Source organism: Pedobacter sp. BAL39, assembly GCF_000170795.1.
Lineage (GTDB): Bacteria > Bacteroidota > Bacteroidia > Sphingobacteriales > Sphingobacteriaceae > Pedobacter.
The window spans coordinates 122,543-142,216 of record NZ_ABCM01000003.1 but is presented as its reverse complement, the minus strand read 5'-3'; the positions used below and the strand labels follow the sequence as shown (position 1 = coordinate 142,216).

15 protein-coding genes are annotated in these 19,674 nt (G+C 46.1%); 7 read left to right on the top strand and 8 right to left on the bottom strand.

Annotation, left to right across the window (positions count from 1 at the left end):
* Positions 1-5: 5 nt before the first annotated feature.
* The 4 genes from PBAL39_RS04970 to PBAL39_RS24515 form a co-directional block, all read right to left on the bottom strand.
* Positions 6-800, bottom strand: coding sequence for a hypothetical protein (locus tag PBAL39_RS04970; RefSeq protein WP_008238958.1), 795 nt, complete (start codon positions 798-800; stop codon positions 6-8).
* Between the two features lie 23 nt (positions 801-823).
* Complete coding sequence (locus tag PBAL39_RS04965) at positions 824-4,261, bottom strand: TonB-dependent receptor domain-containing protein (protein WP_232282895.1); 3,438 nt, start codon at positions 4,259-4,261, stop codon at positions 824-826.
* Between the two features lie 162 nt (positions 4,262-4,423).
* On the bottom strand, positions 4,424-5,638 hold the full coding sequence (locus tag PBAL39_RS04960; protein WP_008238955.1) for a FecR family protein: 1,215 nt from the start codon (positions 5,636-5,638) through the stop codon (positions 4,424-4,426).
* Positions 5,639-5,870: 232 nt separating this feature from the next.
* Positions 5,871-6,485 carry an RNA polymerase sigma factor gene (locus tag PBAL39_RS24515; protein WP_083801696.1) on the bottom strand — a complete coding sequence of 205 codons (615 nt, stop codon included), beginning with the start codon at positions 6,483-6,485 and terminating at the stop codon, positions 5,871-5,873.
* 202 nt (positions 6,486-6,687) lie between these two features.
* On the opposite strand from PBAL39_RS24515, the gene PBAL39_RS04950 reads away from it, so the two are divergent.
* Complete coding sequence (locus PBAL39_RS04950) at positions 6,688-6,927, top strand: hypothetical protein (protein ID WP_008238951.1); 240 nt, start codon at positions 6,688-6,690, stop codon at positions 6,925-6,927.
* Positions 6,928-6,975: 48 nt separating this feature from the next.
* Here PBAL39_RS04950 and PBAL39_RS04945 read toward each other — a convergent pair whose 3' ends face one another.
* The 3 genes from PBAL39_RS04945 to PBAL39_RS04935 form a co-directional block, all read right to left on the bottom strand.
* A complete protein-coding gene (locus PBAL39_RS04945) occupies positions 6,976-7,263 on the bottom strand; it encodes a hypothetical protein (RefSeq protein WP_008238950.1) in 288 nt (95 codons plus the stop codon).
* A gap of 45 nt (positions 7,264-7,308) precedes the next feature.
* The gene (locus PBAL39_RS04940; RefSeq protein ID WP_008238947.1) at positions 7,309-8,814 is read right to left on the bottom strand and encodes a crotonobetainyl-CoA--carnitine CoA-transferase; all 1,506 of its coding nucleotides are present in this window, start codon (positions 8,812-8,814) and stop codon (positions 7,309-7,311) included.
* Between the two features lie 130 nt (positions 8,815-8,944).
* Positions 8,945-10,342, bottom strand: a complete 1,398-nt coding sequence (locus PBAL39_RS04935; RefSeq protein WP_008238946.1) for an MFS transporter — start codon at positions 10,340-10,342, stop codon at positions 8,945-8,947.
* Positions 10,343-10,465: 123 nt separating this feature from the next.
* Here PBAL39_RS04935 and PBAL39_RS04930 point away from each other — a divergent pair, with 123 nt between their 5' ends.
* The 3 genes from PBAL39_RS04930 to PBAL39_RS04920 are packed head-to-tail and all read left to right on the top strand — an operon-like array spanning position 10,466 to position 14,187.
* Entirely contained in the window at positions 10,466-11,053 is a 588-nt protein-coding gene (locus tag PBAL39_RS04930) for a (2Fe-2S)-binding protein (protein WP_008238944.1), read from the top strand.
* Positions 11,050-12,030 (top strand): xanthine dehydrogenase family protein subunit M, encoded by a 981-nt coding sequence (locus PBAL39_RS04925; RefSeq protein ID WP_008238942.1) that lies wholly within the window; start codon positions 11,050-11,052, stop codon positions 12,028-12,030. Before PBAL39_RS04930 ends, PBAL39_RS04925 begins: the two co-directional genes overlap by 4 nt.
* A 9-nt stretch (positions 12,031-12,039) precedes the next feature.
* On the top strand, positions 12,040-14,187 hold the full coding sequence (locus PBAL39_RS04920; protein WP_008238940.1) for a xanthine dehydrogenase family protein molybdopterin-binding subunit: 2,148 nt from the start codon (positions 12,040-12,042) through the stop codon (positions 14,185-14,187).
* A 74-nt stretch (positions 14,188-14,261) separates the two neighbouring features.
* Here the strand turns inward: PBAL39_RS04920 and PBAL39_RS04915 are convergent, their stop codons facing one another.
* Positions 14,262-15,374, bottom strand: a complete 1,113-nt coding sequence (locus tag PBAL39_RS04915; protein ID WP_008238937.1) for a GAF domain-containing protein — start codon at positions 15,372-15,374, stop codon at positions 14,262-14,264.
* Between the two features lie 230 nt (positions 15,375-15,604).
* On the opposite strand from PBAL39_RS04915, the gene PBAL39_RS04910 reads away from it, so the two are divergent.
* The 3 genes from PBAL39_RS04910 (at position 15,605) to PBAL39_RS04900 (ending at position 19,621) form a co-directional block, all read left to right on the top strand.
* Positions 15,605-17,620: a PAS domain S-box protein gene (locus PBAL39_RS04910; protein ID WP_008238936.1), complete on the top strand. Its 2,016-nt coding sequence runs from the start codon at positions 15,605-15,607 to the stop codon at positions 17,618-17,620.
* A 209-nt stretch (positions 17,621-17,829) separates the two neighbouring features.
* Positions 17,830-18,633: an SDR family oxidoreductase gene (locus PBAL39_RS04905; protein ID WP_008238933.1), complete on the top strand. Its 804-nt coding sequence runs from the start codon at positions 17,830-17,832 to the stop codon at positions 18,631-18,633.
* A gap of 82 nt (positions 18,634-18,715) precedes the next feature.
* The gene (locus PBAL39_RS04900; RefSeq protein ID WP_008238932.1) at positions 18,716-19,621 is read left to right on the top strand and encodes an AraC family transcriptional regulator; all 906 of its coding nucleotides are present in this window, start codon (positions 18,716-18,718) and stop codon (positions 19,619-19,621) included.
* Positions 19,622-19,674 lie beyond the last annotated feature (53 nt).

Sequence of the window (19,674 nt, the reverse complement as noted above, 5' to 3'; positions counted from 1 at the left end):
ATTGTTTATAGTTCTAAATTCTTTGTAAATCTGATGCTGTTGCCCACTGTGCTCTCACTAAATATATATAGTTTAGAGGAGGCCACCGATGCTGCTGGTTTAGGTGCCGTTGAAGATGTGACGTGCCAGGTGTATCCAGTACCTTCGGTGTAAAACTCGTTCGTACCTGCCTTATAAATATAAACCAGGAACAAAACCGAAGTATTTTGCCCATTATATGGCTGGCTGGCGGTGGAGAATGTGGACAGCGTTACCGGATCAGCAAATTCATTTGGTTTCACGTTTTTAATCCTGGTGATCTCTTCGAAAACCTTGGGCGTGAAATAATATTTGCCGAGGACAATATCCACGGGCTCAGTGTACCCGGTGACCGTTGGTTTAAACATATAGGTGATCTTGATCTTGTCGGCTTCGACGGCCGGTATCTCCGGCATATCTCCCACCTTGCCATCCATGTACATGAATCGGATCGTAGCAGCGCCCTCACTCTTATTTAGTTCCTTTTCCAGCACCAGCTTACCCGTGCCTTTCTCCTTTATAGAAATCTTAACACTGTTGCGTCCATCCGGAAAAATATAAGCTTCACTAAGGTTAAAGGAACCTGTAGGCAGATCAAAATTAAATTTAAAAGTATCTATTTTTACTTCTAGCGCTTCTGTTCCCCCGTTATAGCCTTTAATGGTAACGGGCAGCATATCGCCTTTGTATAGGAAGTCATCTTCACCTTTGTTGCAGGCAGCGACCAGCATTAGGAAAGTGAAGGTAAGCAGTATGTGAATTGTGTTGGTAATATTTTTCATTTCTGTTTTTTTAAATGTGGAGATTAGAAGGAATAGGAAACTGACATACTGAAGGCAGCACCGACCTTACGGGTAAAGGTGTCCTTATCGCCCACACGTGTTCTGGTCTTTCCATCTTCGGAAGTTTCGTAATAACCATCATCATATTTCTTCGAAAAACCAGATTTCCATTCGTATATATCTGCCCAGTCAGAAACGCCAGTTGCACTGATGACCGACATTGACATGCCTTTCCATTTGTCCAATAGTTTGTAGGTATCGTTACTGTTGATATAAAAGCGATAAGGGTTATTCATCAGGTTGCTCATGTTCAGCTTCGCATGTAGCTTTTTACTTTTCAAGAAACGGTAACTCAGCTGGGCATCCAACTGGTTTCGCGGGCGCTCATATTCAACGATATCAGGCGTCAGTCCGGTGGTAAAGGTTTTATATCCCATGTGGTTAAAGGCGACATTCGCGCCCAGTCGATTTCCGTCGTACTGTATACCAAGGTTGTACAACACAGGAACCTGCCCATACAAGGGACGTTTTTCTTTCAGCAATAGTTTCGTACGGTATTCGTAGCTTTTTTCATACTTGTCGTTGGCCATGCTCTTACCTTCAAAGGTACTCGCCTGCACTTCTGAGCTTTGCAGGGTTAGGTTACCACTCAGGTAAATATCATCCAGGAATCTCCAGTTCTGTTTGATAAAACCCAGACTCTTGCGCAAATCCAGCTCCCAGCCATTTACTTTTGCCCATTCAGAGTTCTGCGTGTTTACATATACGCGCATACTTGCATCAAGCTGCGTTCGGTAAAGCTCCACCGGTTTATCAAAATATTTATGGAAGTAGCCAACAGAGATGACTTCTCCCGGCTTGGGATACCATTCCAGGCGAAGGTCGTAATGATCTATCGTGGTAGAAAGCACCCCTTCATTTCTGCGAAACGCACCAATTGCAGGGTCCTGACGAACCATCCTGGAGTTCTCAATCAGTGCAGGCCTGACGACCGACTGTGAATAGGCCGCCCGGACATTCAGATCCTTTAGAGGGCTGAGCGTCAGACTTGCAGAGGGCAGATAACGCCAGGTTTTTTCGTCATTTTCCGGATCGGCATAAGGGCCAACGATCCTACCTGTTTCAGGATCCACAAACCGTAGCTGCTCACCCTGCCTGATGAGTTCGGTAACGGCCAGGTCATTTACGCCATTTTTCAAACGCTCGTATTTATAATATTCTGCACGTAATCCCCACACCAGTCGAATCCAATTGGCAAAATGAGTGTCCATCATACCAAAAACAGCCTGATTGGTATTCCTTCCCTGATAACCATTTTGGGAGAAAGAGGCAGGATAGTAAAAAAGGTCCTTTAGCGGGTCATTGAACTCCAGAAACTGTCCCCACTGCTGTACCGGCACGAAGGCATATATGCCACCCTGACCAACGGTACTGATGGGCAGCAGTGTCCAGTCGTAAGTACCCTCGCGACGCAGGAACTGATACCCGGACTTGAAGGTTTGTTTTTGTCCCAATACCTTAAAACCATAACTCAGCGCAGCTTCAGCTATCTTATTGGTTTCTTTGTAGAGGTATTGCGCTCTGTTGAACGTTCCTCCACCTGGATTGTTAAAGGCACTCGGCAGCACATTATAGACAGAACCGTTAAGGGTCTTTGTCGGCGCCAGCCAGGCTTCCACCGCATCCTTTTCCAGATTGGTCAGTTTGTTTCTGGAAACATTCCAGTCAAAACGGAAGTCACCGAACGTATGCTCCCCATTGATCCGCGTCTGGAACAGATCGATGAACTTGGGCCTGTCGAACTCACGGATTGCAGGAAGATCTTTTCCAAAACCGATGTCATTACCAAAGCCGACAATACGGGAAAACTGGTTATTGAACACACGTGAGTAAAAATTGCGGGCAGTAATCTTATGGTTTTTTGAGTTCCAGCCCAGGTTGAACAAGGCACCCCAGCTGGTATTGAAGTTGTACTGGTTGGCGAAGGTAGGATCTATCTCGGCACCAGTCTCAGTGTCGTAACGTGTATTTCCCAGCTTCTCCCACACGCCACGACCGAAATGAGAAATGTTATCATTCGACTGTTCATTGCGATAGCTCAATGAACCTACAAAGCCAAGGCGGCTATGCGCCAGCTGATAGCTGCGTCCAAGGCTGAACTGGTAGTTTTGTCCGGGTAATGCTTTATAAGTCCTGGTCCCCATACGTTCCAGTCCACCTATTCTCCTGTTCTGCTCGGCAATCATGGCAGGTGTTATTCGAACCTCACCTGCTGCAGGGATCGCATCAGGCTTTGTAGGTTCATAGTTTCTCTGGTTGAAGATCAGCAGTTCTTTTGGGAAGTGGTTTCGGCTTCCGTCGTCAAATCCAAGATAGTCGTTCTTGCCACGGCCATATCCCAGAAAATCTTTGCCTGTGCTGCCATCGATATACTTACTACCAAAGCTGAAGGTGGTAAAATTATTGTCAGGCACTGCTAGTGTACTGATCTGCACCAGTCCTCCGCCGAAACCAAAGCTCATATCAGGAGTTGAAGTTTTGGAGACTACTACGTTGTCGATCAGGTTGCTGGGTATGATGTCAAATTCAAAATCGCGCACCTGAACATCGGTACTTGGCAAAGTCGCCCCATCCATCATGGCCAGGTTGTAACGCTCTGCGATACCGCGGATCACCACGCGCCGGTTATCAGTGGTGCTGATACCGGAGATCCTTTTTAACGTTTCTCCAACATTTTTATCGGGCAGGGTGGAAATCTGTTCGGCTGAAATCCCGTTAGAGATGCCCGCCTCATTCTTTTGCCGCGTATACAAAGCGGCAATGCTTTCTTTTTTATAGCTTCCGGTGACCATCACCTGGTTAAGCGTGTTGGTGCTCGAATTGAGCACGATATCAAGTGGGGTCAGCTGTCCGCTCCTGACGATGACATCGGTGATGCGTTTCGTCTGATAGGAAACATAGCTGACTTCAAATGTGTAGGTTCCAGGAGCCAGGCTTAGGCTGTAGCTGCCATCCACACTGCTCTGGATGGTCTTATCCTCCTTCAGCACTTTTATGCCCGCACCGGGGAGTGCTCCGCCACGTTCGTCGATGACCTTACCTGCGACACGTCCGACCTGTTGTTGCGGCAAATGAACTGCTACGGCCGGTTTAGACTCCTGGTCGCTGATATCGGCCTTGTCTGAAGCGGTAATCACTACCACATTCTTTTTGATGATATATGTGTACGGTGTACCCTTAAAACAGGCATCAAGAACCTGTTCCACCGTGGCAGCGTTCACCTTAATGCTGACAGGTTTTGCGCTGTTGAACAGACTCATGTCATAAAGGAAATCGTAATGGGTTTGCTTTCTGATTTCCTCTAAAACGGAATGGATACTGCATTGCTGCCTGTTCATGGAAACCCGCTGTGCATAACCCGCCGCACGGACTTGAAGCAGCAAACAGGTTAATAATATCATGGTGATCTTCATAACACGCATGCATTGATAAAAATTCATATTTTTGTTAATGTTAAATGAGTTGATGCTATTGTCGTTACAAGGTATTTAACGAGCTTTAACAGTATGGCCAGGGGTGTTCCACCACCTCTGGCTTTTGTTCAGGCCCGTTCAGATAGGGTATTAATCTGTCACGATGAGCCTCCTTTCCTTTACCGTTATTTTTGCCAGTTTTGTTAATTGGATCATATCTATAATTGTCGAGAGTGGCTGATTTCGGGAGATCATACCATTTAAGCGCAGTTTGCCCAGTTGCTCAGGGCAATCCACCTGCACATCGTACCATCTGGAAACCCGACGGAGGGCACTTTCCAATGTTTCACCACGGAAGATGAAATCGCCATTCTTCCAGGCCATCTCCTGCTCCATATCGGCCTTTTTAACCTCAATTTTGCCTGCAAGTACTGCGAGCTGTCCAGGTCGCAGCATTGCTGAATGGCCATTCCGGGAAAGTACTTTTACACTCCCCTCCAGCAGCGTGGTCTTAACCACGGGTTCATCCTGGTAGGCGCTGACGTTGAAGTGTGTACCGAGGACCTGCACCTGTTGTTTTTCTGTGTCTACGTAAAAAGGAACCCTAATGCCGCTGCCAGGTAGTATAACTTTGGCCACTTCAAAGTAAACCTCTCCTGTCATTCTTACCCTCCTTTCGCCGCTTTTAAACTTTAAGGGGTAACTCAATGAGGATGCTGCATTCAGCCATGCTTTTGTTCCATCCGGGAGAATGACCCGATATTGTCCACCCTTCGGAGTTACAATTTTATTGAATGCATGAGATGTCGCCAATGCTTCTTTATCCGTATCATAGACAATTTCTCCATCATCAGTCTTTTTAACAGGAATTCCATCCTGTAGTGCAAGCCTGCCCCTGGGTTGATCCGACAGGGAAACCACTGAGCCATCGGCCAATGTTAATGCCGCCTGCGCTCTACCGGGAAGAATATCCTCTCCTTGACTTGCCAGGTCATTGCTCGTATTGATGGTATATTTATAAAGCAATAACGAAGTTCCAAGCATGATCAACAGGGTGGCTGCGACTTTCATCCATACTGGAAAGTGGAATACTGGCCGGCCCAAAGAACCAGGGCTCGCTAAAGGCGGAAGCTGAACAAGCGGACTTTGGCGCTTATAAAAGCGCTGTTTAAATTCCACAACATCGGCATCGTTGATTCCTGGTAAAGATTCGTCCCGATCAACGAGCCAGGCTGCTTTCATACAGTCTGCAACATACTCCGCATCCAGATCCATGGACAGGTAGAGTTCTACCAGACTGGTTTCGTGCGGCGGGCATTCTCCGCGGAAGTATCGGATCAAGGTATTTTCTGATGGTCGCTCCATTCTCCTTTATTTATTAAGGGGCAACATGATACCCCGTTATTATAAAGAATGCGGAAAACGTATTTTATAATGAGGTAAAAAATGCAAATTCACAATTTGTTAACATTGACGGCATTTCATTAATATACAGATAACACAGTCATCAAATATTTCGCATTACGGGCATCATACTTAAGGTTGCACAGCAGCCAGCAGGCATGACCATGTCAAGTAAATCCCAATATAAAATTGCTTAAAGGAAAAGGGTGCTGCTAACGAGTATACCAACAAGTGCTTCAGGATACTCTTTCATTTCCTGGCGTAGTATCTTTAAAGCGGTATTTATATGGCTATTGGCAGTATGAACGGACATGCCCATTTTTTCGGCTATGGCATCGCGGCTCAGATCCTGTTCACGCAGGGCAAGAAAAACCTCCCTTTGCCTAGGACTGAGCTTGTTCAGTGCCACCTGGTATCTGGATTGGAGTTCGTTGAGCGTTAATTCAGGATGAGCGACTTCGCCAAGTTCCGCCAGTGGCACATCTGAAATATCCTCGAAACTGACCACTCTTTTTCGTGCCAGACCGACGATCTCCTGCCGGAGTATCCCGAAAAGATAACCATCAAACTGACGGACTTCGGACAGCCGGTGCCTGTGCTGCCAGATTTTTAATAAGGCATTCATCACCAACTCTTCTGCATCCTCTCGGGAAGACACCATTTTGCGGCATGCATATAACAATCTGCGGTAGTAGAAATCCAGAATCTGGCCAAAGGCAGCTTCATTGCCCGACAGCCATAACTGGATGTAATACTCAATCGTTTGTTTCGCCATTGCGCTGTATGATAACACTGCGAAATTAGCCATTGCAAAATTAGATTACTGGTTATCTTTTTATTAAAATATCATTAAGTATATTTACGTTACTCATTACTTTTTATGCTCATCAACGCTTTACTCATGATCAATTGTCGTCCCCATTCTCCTTGTATTGAAGCAGCTTATTCTGTCTGTCAAAAATCGCTCCTTCTCGCATTGCTGATTAACCATCTACATCAATAAAAAAACCATGAAGAAATTATTATTGTCATTGATCCTGGCAATCGGGATGCTCTCGACCCCTTCTTTTTCGCATGAACACCATGCAATACAAAACGTTCACAAAAAAGATAAAATCGTTTACATCACAAGAACAGGAGCAAAATACCATGAATCGTCCTGCCGCTATCTAAGACAGAGTAAAATCCAGACAACAAAAAAAGAAGCCATCTCCAATGGATATGATGCCTGCAAAGTATGTAAGCCTTGACTCAAGTCCGTTAAAATGATGTTTGCCTAGGATGCTGCGATATAAGTTTTACAGAAACACGCGGACCAATTGCTCCCACTCCTGTTCTAAAGAAATCTGGGGACGTGTTTGCTGTGCCTTACTGTACCAGTAATCGGCATTCCAGATGTCGCCTTCCTTACGGTGCAGGTAAGCATGCACATGTGCTGATGATCGGTCATCCAGATGGTCTACCTCATCATGAGCCTTCTGCCAATCTCCCTTACCATCATACCAAAGCGCCTTTAGCTGTACAGAGAGGCCTTGATCGGGATTTTCATTTTGTAGAGATTTCTTAAATACAGAGGTGTCTTTCATAATATTCGGTATGGGTCAGACAAAGATAAAGATTTCTTCAGGCCATTAACGCAGAGCAGAGATTTCAGGCATCCGAATCACGCTCAATTCGTAAATGGAAGGTGCTGCAGTTGCTTTGAGCACTCTGAATCTTAACCTACTTGTTTTGTAATCCTGTGCAAACCTGACGACCTTACAATCTCCTATGGGATCATCACCAAGATAGATCGTCATCCATTCACCATGCTGGAGAATATCAATGCTGTATTTCTGTATGCGTGGTATTCTAATCTGTGAAAATCCATCAGGCAAATTTTTAGTATCCTGATATTCAAATATACTGATTTTATTAAAGGGCTCCTGAGGATTCAGATCGATCTCCAGGCTGGCAATAGTATCCTTAGCTGCCCATCTGCTGTCCATATTACCATCGTTCACGGACTTGCCGTCAAAGCTTCCGTTTTTATCTTCCCAGACACTGCTCGCTGTCACTGGCTTGTTCAAAGATATGAACTGTCCATTTTTTGGCAAGGGCCTGTTGGACGACAAGTTCAACCGTTTACCCAGCGCGATAGCCGTATTGGCTACATATTCCCGTATTCTACCCGTCTGATCCGGCGGCACGTTCATTACCAGGCAGTTGCCGTTATCCGTAGACCAGTAAAACAATTCTTCCAGCTCATCCAGATCTCTCGTAGGCAAGGGTTGTGTTTTCTCAAACCAGTTCCAGTTTTTGCTGATGCAGATGGTGTGTTCAAAAGGTAGATAGTAAGATTTGCCTTCATGCAGGTACTGCTTCTTATCGAATCGGGTAATGATCTTGGGATCCCACAGTCGAAAGTCAGATGGAAAATACTGGAAGAAATATTTATTGTCCACGGTCATATTTCCCGGCTGCGTATAGTCGCGCTTTCCTTCCTCGTTTACGATGGTATGGTTCACGCTGACCGCGCAGGCAGGGTTGAACTTTTTCACCAGACCATAGATCTGGTCGATGCCCCATGCTGAGGGCTCGCGGTCCCAGCCGCCATCGAGCCACAACTCGGCAATGCTACCATAATTTGTGAACAACTCGGTCAGCTGATTCTTCATGTAATCGATATATTTCTGCGGATCCTTATCTTTATAAGCAGGCTCATACCTGTCCCACAGTGAATAATAAACTGCAAACTGAATTCCATATTTCTTACAAGCCTCGGATACTGCCTTAACCACATCCGTTTTCACCGGAGATGAGGCAACATCGTAGGTGGTGTACTTACTGTCCCATAAACAAAATCCATCGTGATGTTTCGTCACCAACAGTACGTAACGAAATCCTGCTTCTTTTGCTGTTTGTACCCACTGATCGGGGTCCAGGTTTGTTGGGTTATAACTTGATAAGGGTAAGGTTCCGTCCGACCATTCTATGTTGTTAAACGTGTTGATCCCAAAATGGATGAACATGCCATATCCCCTTTTAATCATCTCCCGTTGCGCAGGATTTGGTTTGGTAGCCGGTGCAATCAGTTGTGCAAAACCGGAATTAATGGCCAGGGCCACCAGGAATAGAGTATATGTGATTTTTTTCATATCAGACAGTGCAAAATATTGACCAACACAACAGCTGCTCAAAGGTTGATGAGGTAGATGTCAAATTTAAATACAACAGCGATCTGAAAGAATAGCTTATACCTCAAAATCCATGGACTATTGTATTCCCTTAAATATATCCGCTACCCGCCGTTTTGCTCAACCTGGAAAAGGTAAGACTGGAAAATATGGTGAAGATTGCAAGGGTGATAAAGGTATAGTGGAACGACTGGGACACGCCCATTCCGACTGCATCCGACCCATAAAATGAAAGCACAAGGCTGGACACGGAGACACCAAAGCTTACCGACAACTGCTGCATGATGACCAGCATGGTATTGCCCCCGCTGGCGGAATTTTCATCCAGGTCGGACAAAGTGACCGTATTCATGGCGGACATCTGAATGGAGGTAAAAAATCCGTAAAACACCATCAGCAGAATATAATACCCAATCGGAGTATCCTTATCAACGAAGCCTAAGATAATCAGTACCACACCCAACAAGATGGTATTACTAATTAATACATTCCTGTACCCCAACGCCTTGATAATCCGCACCACAAAAGGCTTGATGGCCACATTCGCCAGTGCCGATGGCAGCAAAAGCAGACCAGCGACTGATGCCGAGTAGCCAAAGCCCGTTTGTAACATGAGGGGTAACAGTAAAGGAAGGCCACCAATACCCAGCCTTGTAATCAGGCTTCCGGACAGGCCTATCTTTAAGGTATCAATATTTAGCAAACGGAGGTCGATGATCGGCTTTTCTGTCCTCTTATAATGGATGTAATAAGCCACAGACAGTATTCCTGCCAGTAGCAGCAAGCCCAGTATCATGACCCAGTGGCTTAAACCAGCACTGACCATCTCCAGTACCATGGTGATCACAATGAGCGCAAGACTGAAGTAAGCCAGGCCCCGGAAATCAAAGCGGCCCACAGCATGTTTGAAATTCGGCATCACGCGATAAGCCAGGGAGATGCCGATGAAACCGATGGGCACGTTTACTAAAAAGATCCAGTGCCAGGAGAAATATTCGGAAAGAAAGCCACCAAGGCTGGGGCCAACCACCATCCCCAACAAGCCAAATATGGTAATGAAGTTCATTGTTTTGAGAAGCTCACTCCGGGGGTACTGGTATAAAATGGCCAGTCTCGCAATGGGCACCATCATCGAGGCCCCAATTGCCTGAACTACGCGCGACAGGTTGAAGGTCATCAGACTTCCGGAGAGGGCACATAACAAAGAGCCTGTTACAAATAGTCCAACCGCTATCATAAACATGGTCCTGGTGCCGAACTTATCTGAAAGCCATCCTGAAAGCGGAATGAATAAGGCCAGCGTGAGTGCGTATGTAACAATAACGGAGTGCATTTCTGTTGCTGAAATTTCCATATCCCGTGCGATGGAAGGAAGTGAGGTATTTAAGATGGTACCATCCAAAGATTGTATGAACATGGCAATTGCTGTGACCCATGGTAAAAGGTTTGTTGCGGTAGCTTCTTTTTTATCTTGTATCGTATCCTGCATTGATATTCTTAATATTCGGTTTGATTTGCATAAGCTTTATATGACAAACAACTTTTAACTTTGTTTGTTGAATACATACCAATAACAGCCTACACTAACCACCTTATAACGACCATTGATTCTATGGAACAACCAAAGATCAGCAGGCGTTTCTTCGTGTCCATCTCTGCGATGGCCGGGGCATTCGCGTTCATTCCTGCCAGCGTTAAATCAGCCTACATCAGTGCCAAAAATCTGTTTATTCCGCAGAAGAGGGCACTTCCATTGTCAGTAAGCATCAATAAGAAGCTTTACAAATTACAACAAGATACACGAACGACCTTGCTGGACCTGCTGAGGGAGGAACTTCAGCTGACCGGAAGTAAGAAGGGCTGCGACCACGGTCAGTGCGGCGCCTGTACGGTTCACGTGGACGGCGAACGGGTGCTGAGCTGTCTGACACTGGCCGCAATGGTGCAAGGCAAGGAAGTCACCACAATTGAAGGTCTGGCAAATGGGGACGAGCTGCATCCCATGCAAAAAGCCTTTGTGGAGTGCGATGGTTTTCAGTGCGGCTACTGTACACCAGGCCAGATCATGTCTGCTGTTGCGTGTGTAAAAGAAGGTCACACCGGCTCGGTAGAAGAAATTAAAGAGTTCATGAGCGGCAACTTATGTCGTTGCGGGGCTTATAACGGAATTGTTAAATCTATTCAACAAGTTGCGCAATGAAACCATTCGACCTTTTAAGACCATCGTCTATCGCAAAAGCGATCTCTGCGAAACAATCGCAAGTCCAATTTTTAGCAGGAGGAACGAATTTAGTCGACCTGATGAAAAAGCACATCGCTACACCTGATGCATTATTGGATGTAACTCCCATTTTATCCAGCCAGATCACGGGCAGCACTGAAACCCTCCTGATTGGTGCAGCAGTTAAAAACAGCAGTGCTGCAATGGACAAACTGGTGCTGTCCTCCTATCCTTTGATTGCTAAAGCAATACTTGCGGGTGCTTCCCCGCAAATCAGGAATATGGCATCCACAGCGGGAAACTTATTGCAACGCACCCGATGCCCCTATTTTTATGATACGACCTTGCCTTGTAACAAACGCAATCCTGGCGAAGGCTGTGGCATGCGTGAAGGAGAAAGCAGAATGGGCGCCATTATTGGCCATAGCGAACACTGTGTAGCTGTACATCCCTCAGATCTTTGTATTGCATTAGCGGCCCTGGATGCCGAAGTGCTTTATACGATTGCCGGAGAAAAGAAACCAATGGTGATCCCATTTAAAGACTTCCACCGGTTGCCGGGCGATGCCCCCGAAAAAGACAACAACCTGCCTCAAAATGCACTGATCACAGGTGTCCGCATCCCCAAAAATCCATTCTCAAAAAACTACGCGTATGTTAAACTTCGCGACCGTGATTCTTATGCTTTTGCACTGGTATCGGTAGCCGCAGCACTGCACCTGCAGGGCGACAGGATTGTGGAAGCCAGGCTTGCATCTGGTGGTGTGGCACATAAACCATGGCGATGGTATCAGGCGGAAAACTTCCTGAAAGGGAAAATTCCTTCTGCCGAAGTGTTTGCCGAAGCTGCAGCACTCGCGGCCGATGAAACGAACCCACTGGTGGGCAATGCTTTTAAGAAACTGATGTTGAAAGGGGCGATAGAAGTTGCCCTGCAAAATTGTTTAACCGCTTAATCTGAACTGATGAATTTTTTTAAAACCAAAACCAGTTCCCCAAAAGTAGAAGGCCGTGTGGAGGGTGTTTTCAAAGTAACCGGCACGGGTAAATATTCCGCAGAATATCACCTCGACGGTATGACTTACGCTGTGATTGTGGGCAGTACTGTTCCGGCAGGCCGAATCGAGAGCATTCAGCTTGATCAGGCGAAACAAGTGGAGGGTGTCCTGGATATTCTTACCCATCAAAACAGGCCACAGATACCAGCTTTTGCTACAAAGGAAAAACTAGATAAATCCGGATACAGTTTACCGGTGCTACATACAGATCAGATTTATTTTAAAGGTCAGCCCATCGCATTGGTAGTGGCTACCACATTAGAAGACGCCATGTATGCAGCGTCACTTGTAACGGCCACTTATCGAAAAACGACGGCAAATGTGGATTTTGATGGCAGTCATAAAGGTGTTGATGCGGAACCTTTCGGCAAGGAAAGAGGCACCATGGCCGCCTGGGCCAGCGCTCCCCATGTTGCGGAGGCAGAATACACGATCAGGCATGAAGTACATAACCCTATGGAAATGCATGCCACGATCGCCACCTGGCATGCGCCGGGAAAGCTTAAACTGTACGATAAAACACAGGGGGTAAATAGCGTCCAGCAGACTGTATCACGGCTATGGGAAATGCCCAAAGAAAATGTGGAGGTGATCTCCGAATTTATGGGTGGAGGCTTCGGATCGGGATTAAAAGTCTGGCCGAATGTGCCCCTGGCCATTATGGCTTCCAGTCAGCTGAAACGGCCGGTTAAGCTGGTGCTGACCAGGCCACAGATGTTTACGCTTGTGGGTTACAGGCCACAATCATGGCAGAAAGTTCGGATTGGTGCCGACAAGTCAGGCAAGTTTACAGGCATATGGCACCAGGCCAAACATGCAACAGCGATTTATGACAATTTTAATGAGGGCATTGTGCGCATCTCCAGGATGTTGTATGATGTAAAAAATATAAAAACAGAGTTCGCTACCGTACCGCTAAACCTGAGTGCCCCTACCTGGATGAGAGGGCCCGGAGATTGTACCGGCGCTTTCGCCCTGGAGAGCGCGGTGGACGAATTGAGTTACGTATTGAAGATGGATCCCGTTCAACTGAGGCTGCAGAACCTTGCGCTCCGCATCGATCCGGATACCGGAAAACCCTGGTCGACAAACTACATGGGCGAATGTGTGACCAAAGGTGCGGAAATGATTGGATGGGGTGATCGCAAAGCCTTACCTGGCACGGTAAAAGACGGTGACTGGCAGATTGGCTATGGAATGGCTGTGGGTATGTGGTTTGCAGGACGGCAAAAAGCGAGTGCGGCAATCCGCCTGGACAAAGATGGAGTGATCACCGTAGAAACCGCCATGACCGACATTGGAACAGGTACAGGAACGGCCATGCAGAACATTGCTCATGAATACCTGGGTATCCCCAAAGAAAAGATCAAAGTTAAACTGGGCCAGTCTACCCTACCTCCCGCACCTAGTCAGGGGGGCAGTACAGGACTCTCTTCATTAAGTGGAGCAGTAACCGCTGCATGCGAAGCGTTCAAGTCCAAGATGGACGCCTATGCCAGCACCGCCGGAGAACAATCAAGCCCCGCCAACTATTCCCTGATCATGCAGAAAAATAAACTGACGGAGGTGTTGGCTGAAGCTTCATCCGGACCGGGCGAGGAACAAAAGAAATATGCGTTCTGCTCCGGTGCCGCACACTTCTGCAAAGTGAAGGTCCATAGTAAAACCGGTAAGGTAAAAGTAGAAAAAATGGCCAGCGTAGTTGATGCGGGCCACATTGTGAACCAGCAGGCCGCAGCAAACCAGGTGTCGGGTGCTGCAGTTGGAGGTATCGGGATGGCTTTGAGTGAAGAACAGCTAACCGACAACCGGTATGGATGTCTGGTTGGGAACGACCTTGCGGGATATCATTTTGCGGTCAATGCGGATGCACCAATAATTGATGTGGACTTCATCCATAAAACTGATGTGAACATTAATCCCACAGGATCCAAAGGTGTTGGAGAGGTAGGGATCATTGGTACCGCTGCAGCCATAGCAAACGCCATTTACAATGCCACAGGAAAACGGTTGCGGGATCTGCCGATTACACCGGACAAGGTTTTACTCTCCTGATTATTTAAGCATCTTGTTATCGTTTTAAATTAAGATTATGTGACAAATAGCCTTTAGATTAAATGTCTACAAGGCTATTTGTCATTAATACTGCCTACGATATGTTGTATTTTATCTTCTAACTCACGCACCGCCCTTCTCAACATAGACCACTCTTCAAGATCATCATTCCTTCCGTCCAGTTCAATGAGCTGCATCAACGCCATAATAGAGGCTACAGGCTTGCGAAATTCATGGGACTGAATAAAGGCAATTTCTTTCAGCTTTTCGTCCTGTAACCTGACTGTCTCCGCATGCTTGACCTTCGAATTTATATCAGCAACATTTATGGACACCCCGATGATGGTGCCATCCGTGTGTAATGCAGGCTCAAACTTAACCAGTCGCCAATAATCCTTACCACCCTGTCTCAGGTTTCTTTCATCATATACCGCTGTGCCTTTCAAGGCCTTGGCATAGTCTCTGTAAAAATCGTGTAGGTGCTCAGCCTTGATGTAATCTATCATTGACCTGCCTTTCTCCATTTCTAAGCCATAAGTACGCCTCACGTGGTTATCCCAGGTCCTGTTGAAAGAGAGTATCTCGAAATTTCTTCCCAGTAGCAGGTGCTGATCAATGGAGCTTTCGAAGAAAGAACGGCGCTCTATCTCCAGCTCTTTGTTATCTCTATCCAGATTTTTCATTATTTTCAATGCGTCATCAAAGGCGAGCAATTGGATAATTTGTCTGGCTAAAGCCTTCAACATGAATTCCTGATCAGCCACCACCGTAAGGGGATTATAATGCATTACACAAAGGCTACCTGAAACAACATCATTCGCGCTCATCAGGGGCACTCCAGCATAAAAACTATGGTTCGGATCAGCTGCAACAAAAGGGAAATCCTTGTACCTGAGGTCTGACTGGGCATCAGTAATGATGATGGTATCTCGCTGATTGATCACATGGTCACAGAAAGGGTATCTCGGAACCTCCCCTGTGAGATTGAACGCATACTGAAATAAGACCGTTCCTGTACCTGGGCGGATTACCCTCATAATTGCTGCCGAGGCACCGCACATTCTGGCCGTCAGCTCTACCATCTCACTCAGTTCTTTTTCAAGATTAAATTCCGTGTTAAGAAATTCATCCAGGAACTGATTTTGCTCCTGCTCACTTAAAGTATATAACATCTTCTCATCACCCATCTACATCAATGAAGCCCCGGATCAATATACGGATAAACTTAACCTACAGATTGTTATCATCATGAATGTTTCAACTCATAAGTGCTTCAATCATTTAAACGAAAGAAGGATAATAATAATGACGTAGGAGTAGTTTAGATTGACATACAATTCGTTAAAAAACATTATTCCGCCTAAAAACAATTGAGTATCTTTTCCCGTTTTTTCGAAGAACCCAGCAGCTGAAATTTATGATCCGACCGTCCGATAATGCCAAAATAGATGAAAATGCAATCACTTCCAGTGAAGCCCGTTTAAGGGCTTTGGTCGCGGCGTCTTCTGATGTAATTTACAGCATGAGTGCCGACTGGAGCGAGATGCGGGAGCTGGATGGCCGTGGAATTTTATCGGACACTGACAAGCCAATAACGGACTGGATGTCCAAATATATTCCCGAACAGGAACGTGGACGCGTACAGGCAGCGATTGATGAAGCCATTTCCTTGAAGAAGGTCTTTCAGGTGGAGCATAGAGTCTTTCGCGCCGATGCAAGCTGGGGATGGACCTTGTCGCGTGCCATTCCCATCTTTAATGAGCATGGAGCTATCACAGAATGGTTTGGTACTGCTGCCGACATAACGGAGCGTAAGCGGGCAGAACAGGAACTGAGAGATGCTAAGGAACAATCAGAACACCAAAAAAGAGTATATGAAACGATCACAGGCAGCACGCCCGATCTGATCTACGTATTTGACCTTGACTATCGCTTTACGTATGCCAACAGTGCGCTGCTCACCATGTGGGGCAAAACATGGGAGACTGCTATAGGCAGGAACCTTCTGGAAAACGGGTATGAGCCCTGGCATGCGGAGATGCATGAACGGGAGATTGACGAGATTAAGCTCACCAAACAACCCATCCGCGGGGAGGTTTCATTTCCCCACGCCATTCTGGGGAAACGTGTCTATGACTATATCCTCATACCAGTATTGGATGAATATGGTCAGGTAGAAGCTGTTGCCGGGACCACCCGTGATGTGACTGAGCGAAAACAGTGGGAAGAATCATTGGCGCAAAGTTCAGAACAACTACAGGCGATGAATGAGGAGTTGGCTGCCACGAATGAAGAACAGGCTGCATCGAATGAAGAGCTGGCAGCGACCATTGAAGAACTGGCTATGGTAAATCAGCAACTACAAACCGCACATCACAAAATTGAAGGGGCAGAAGAAAGCCTCCGCATGGCCATTGATGCCGGCAGATTGGGTACTTTTTATATCGGCTCGTCAGACCAGCTGTTTGTTACCTCAGCCAGACTGAAAGAATTTTTTGGTTTTCTACCTAAGGAAGAAGTTTCATCTGAGGCTGCCCTCAACCAGATTCACCCGGATTACCGGCAGGAAGTATTCGATATGGTGAAATCTGCCTTTGCCAGAAGAAGCCGGTTAGATATTGAATGTCCCATCATTGGTCATCATGACGGCAAAACCCGCTGGGTGCGTGCTATTGGGGAGATGCAGCATAGAGACGGTAACGACTACTTTACGGGTGTACTTCACGAGATCACGGAAAAGAAACAGGATGAGATCCGTAAAAACGACTTCATAGGGATGGTAAGCCACGAGTTGAAAACGCCTCTGACTTCCATGAAAGGTTATATTCAGGTATTATTGATGAAACTTAGACAGCAGGATGATGGTTTTGTGATTGGTGCATTGGAGAAAGCAAATGCGCAGGTTGCGAAGATGACGAATATGATCAATGGCTTTTTGAATGTCTCCAGGCTGGAGTCTGGTAAGATCCACATCGACTTGAAAGAATTTGACCTTGCCCTGCTCATTAAGGAGGCTGAGGAAGAGTCGCTGGCCACCATAACAAGCCATACCGTTGTATTCGAACCGGTAGAAACAACGTTAGTCAACGCCGATCGCGATAAGATTGGCCAGGTAATTCATAATCTGATCAGCAATGCCGTTAAATACTCTCCTCCAGGCAGCACCATCAACGTGGCATGTATTTCGGACCTGAATAAGGCAAATGTCCATGTAAAAGATCAGGGTATGGGCATCAAGCCGGATGACCTGTCGAAGATTTTTGACCGTTATTATCGTGTGGAGGGCAATCAGACATCATCCGTTTCCGGGTTTGGGATCGGACTATACCTGTGTTCGGAAATCATTGACCGGCATCATGGAAAGATATGGGCAGAGAGCGAGGTCGACAAAGGATCAACGTTCAGCTTTAGTCTGCCCTTATCCCAGGTATGAGCCTGACAGGCTTTACCGTTTATTGATCCAATTGCCCATAATTTTAAGGGCATCCCTAGAAAATTCAGCTTTGATGGCAGCCTAATTTCACAACCAGAATCAATTGCGCTGGTGATCGGCAGTATGGATACAACAAAGTCCGATCTGGAAACATACCACTCGCGCGCAGACCAGATCTTTGTAGGGTACAATTTAAACAACAGTATCCTATGCAAAAGACAATTTTCATTACCGGAGCATCAGCAGGTTTAGGAAAGGCAACCGCCAGATTATTTCAGTCCAAAGGCTGGAATGTGATCGCCACAATGCGAAATCCGGAAAAAGAGACAGCACTCAACCTACTCGAAAATGTGACCCTCCTGCCCCTTGATGTGACCGACTCGGAACAGATTAAATCTATTGTCGCGAAGGCAAGTGATTTACAATCCGTGGATGTTGTTTTCAACAATGCCGGATATGGCCTCATGGGCGCGCTTGAGGCGCTTAGCGATGAGCAGATCTCAAAGCAGATCAACACAAACTTGCTTGGCGTAATACGGGTTACGCAAGCCTTCATTCCTCATTTCAGGGCAAAGAAAAACGGTTTATTTATCAGTACTACTTCCATAGGAGGGCTTTTTGGATTTCCGCTACATTCCATTTATCACGCCACTAAGTTTGCCATCGAGGGCTGGTCGGAAGGCATGTCTTTTGAACTTGGTTTGCATGACATCGGCATCAAAACAATTGCTCCAGGAGGCATTGCGACCGATTTTATCGGGCGGTCGCTCGACCGGAGCTCGCATTCCGATTATCTGGATATAGAGACCAGGTTGTTCTCCGCCATAGACGGGATGATGGCAGCAGCAGCGAGCGCCGAACAAATTGCAGAGATCGTTTATGAAGCTGCAACAGATGGAAAAGACCAGATTCGTTATGTCGCAGGTGCAGATGCCAATGCCATGTATGCGCGACGCCTGGAAATAGGGAACGAGGATTTCAGAAAAGAAATCAGAACGCAGATCTTAGGGTAATCCTTATCAACAGATCAACAAATAAAAAGGTAACTTAGGGAAACGCAACAGCCCTGTCGTAAATTTCTGAAAAGAATCCAATATGAAAATCATCAATTCCATATCCGAAAAACACCGTTTGATATCCTTACCAGAACCATTGCATCCACTGGTAAGTGTCATTCGCATCTCGGATATGCGTTTTACAGACAGTTCCATCTGGGCACATTTTTGTGTAAACTTTTATTGTATCTCGCTCAAACGTAATATTGCAGGAAAAACCAAATATGGTCAGCAGTACTACGACTACGACAAGGGGGTAATGACCTTCATCGCCCCTAAACAAGTGATGTCGCTTGATCCAGATCAGATGGACATCCTCAGCCCTGCCTCCGGATATGCCTTATTTATCCACCCAGACTTCCTCTACAAACATCCGCTTGCTACAAAGATCAAAAGTTATGGGTTCTTTTCTTATACGGTAAACGAAGCGTTGCACCTTTCGGAAAAAGAAGAGGAAAACATTGCTGAGATTTTTCTGAAGATTGATAGAGAATACCAGCACATTGACCGGCATACCCAGGACATCATTCTTTCTCAAATTGATTTATTACTGAATTACAGCAACAGGTTTTACGAACGTCAGTTCATTACAAGAAAAGCCGCCAATCACGACCTGCTCAGCAAAATGGAAATCCTCTTAAATGATTATTTTGAACAGGGCGACAACCTCAAAAAAGGACCTCCATCTGTTGAACTGCTGGCCAGTCAACTGAACCTGTCGACGCATTATCTAAGTGATCTACTGCGCTCATTGACTGGAAAGAGTGCCCAGCAGCACATTCAGGAAAAACTGATGCAGAAGGCGAAAGAATATCTCTCAGGAACCAACCTGACCGTTGCAGAGATTGCTTATCAATTGGGTTTTGAGTATCCTCAATCGTTCAACAAACTATTCAAAAAGAAAATGAATATTTCCCCACTGGAGTTCCGGCAAACCTTTAACTAACAAAAGGAAGGTTTACACCTTCCTTTTGTTAATCTCTTACTACAACGGATAAA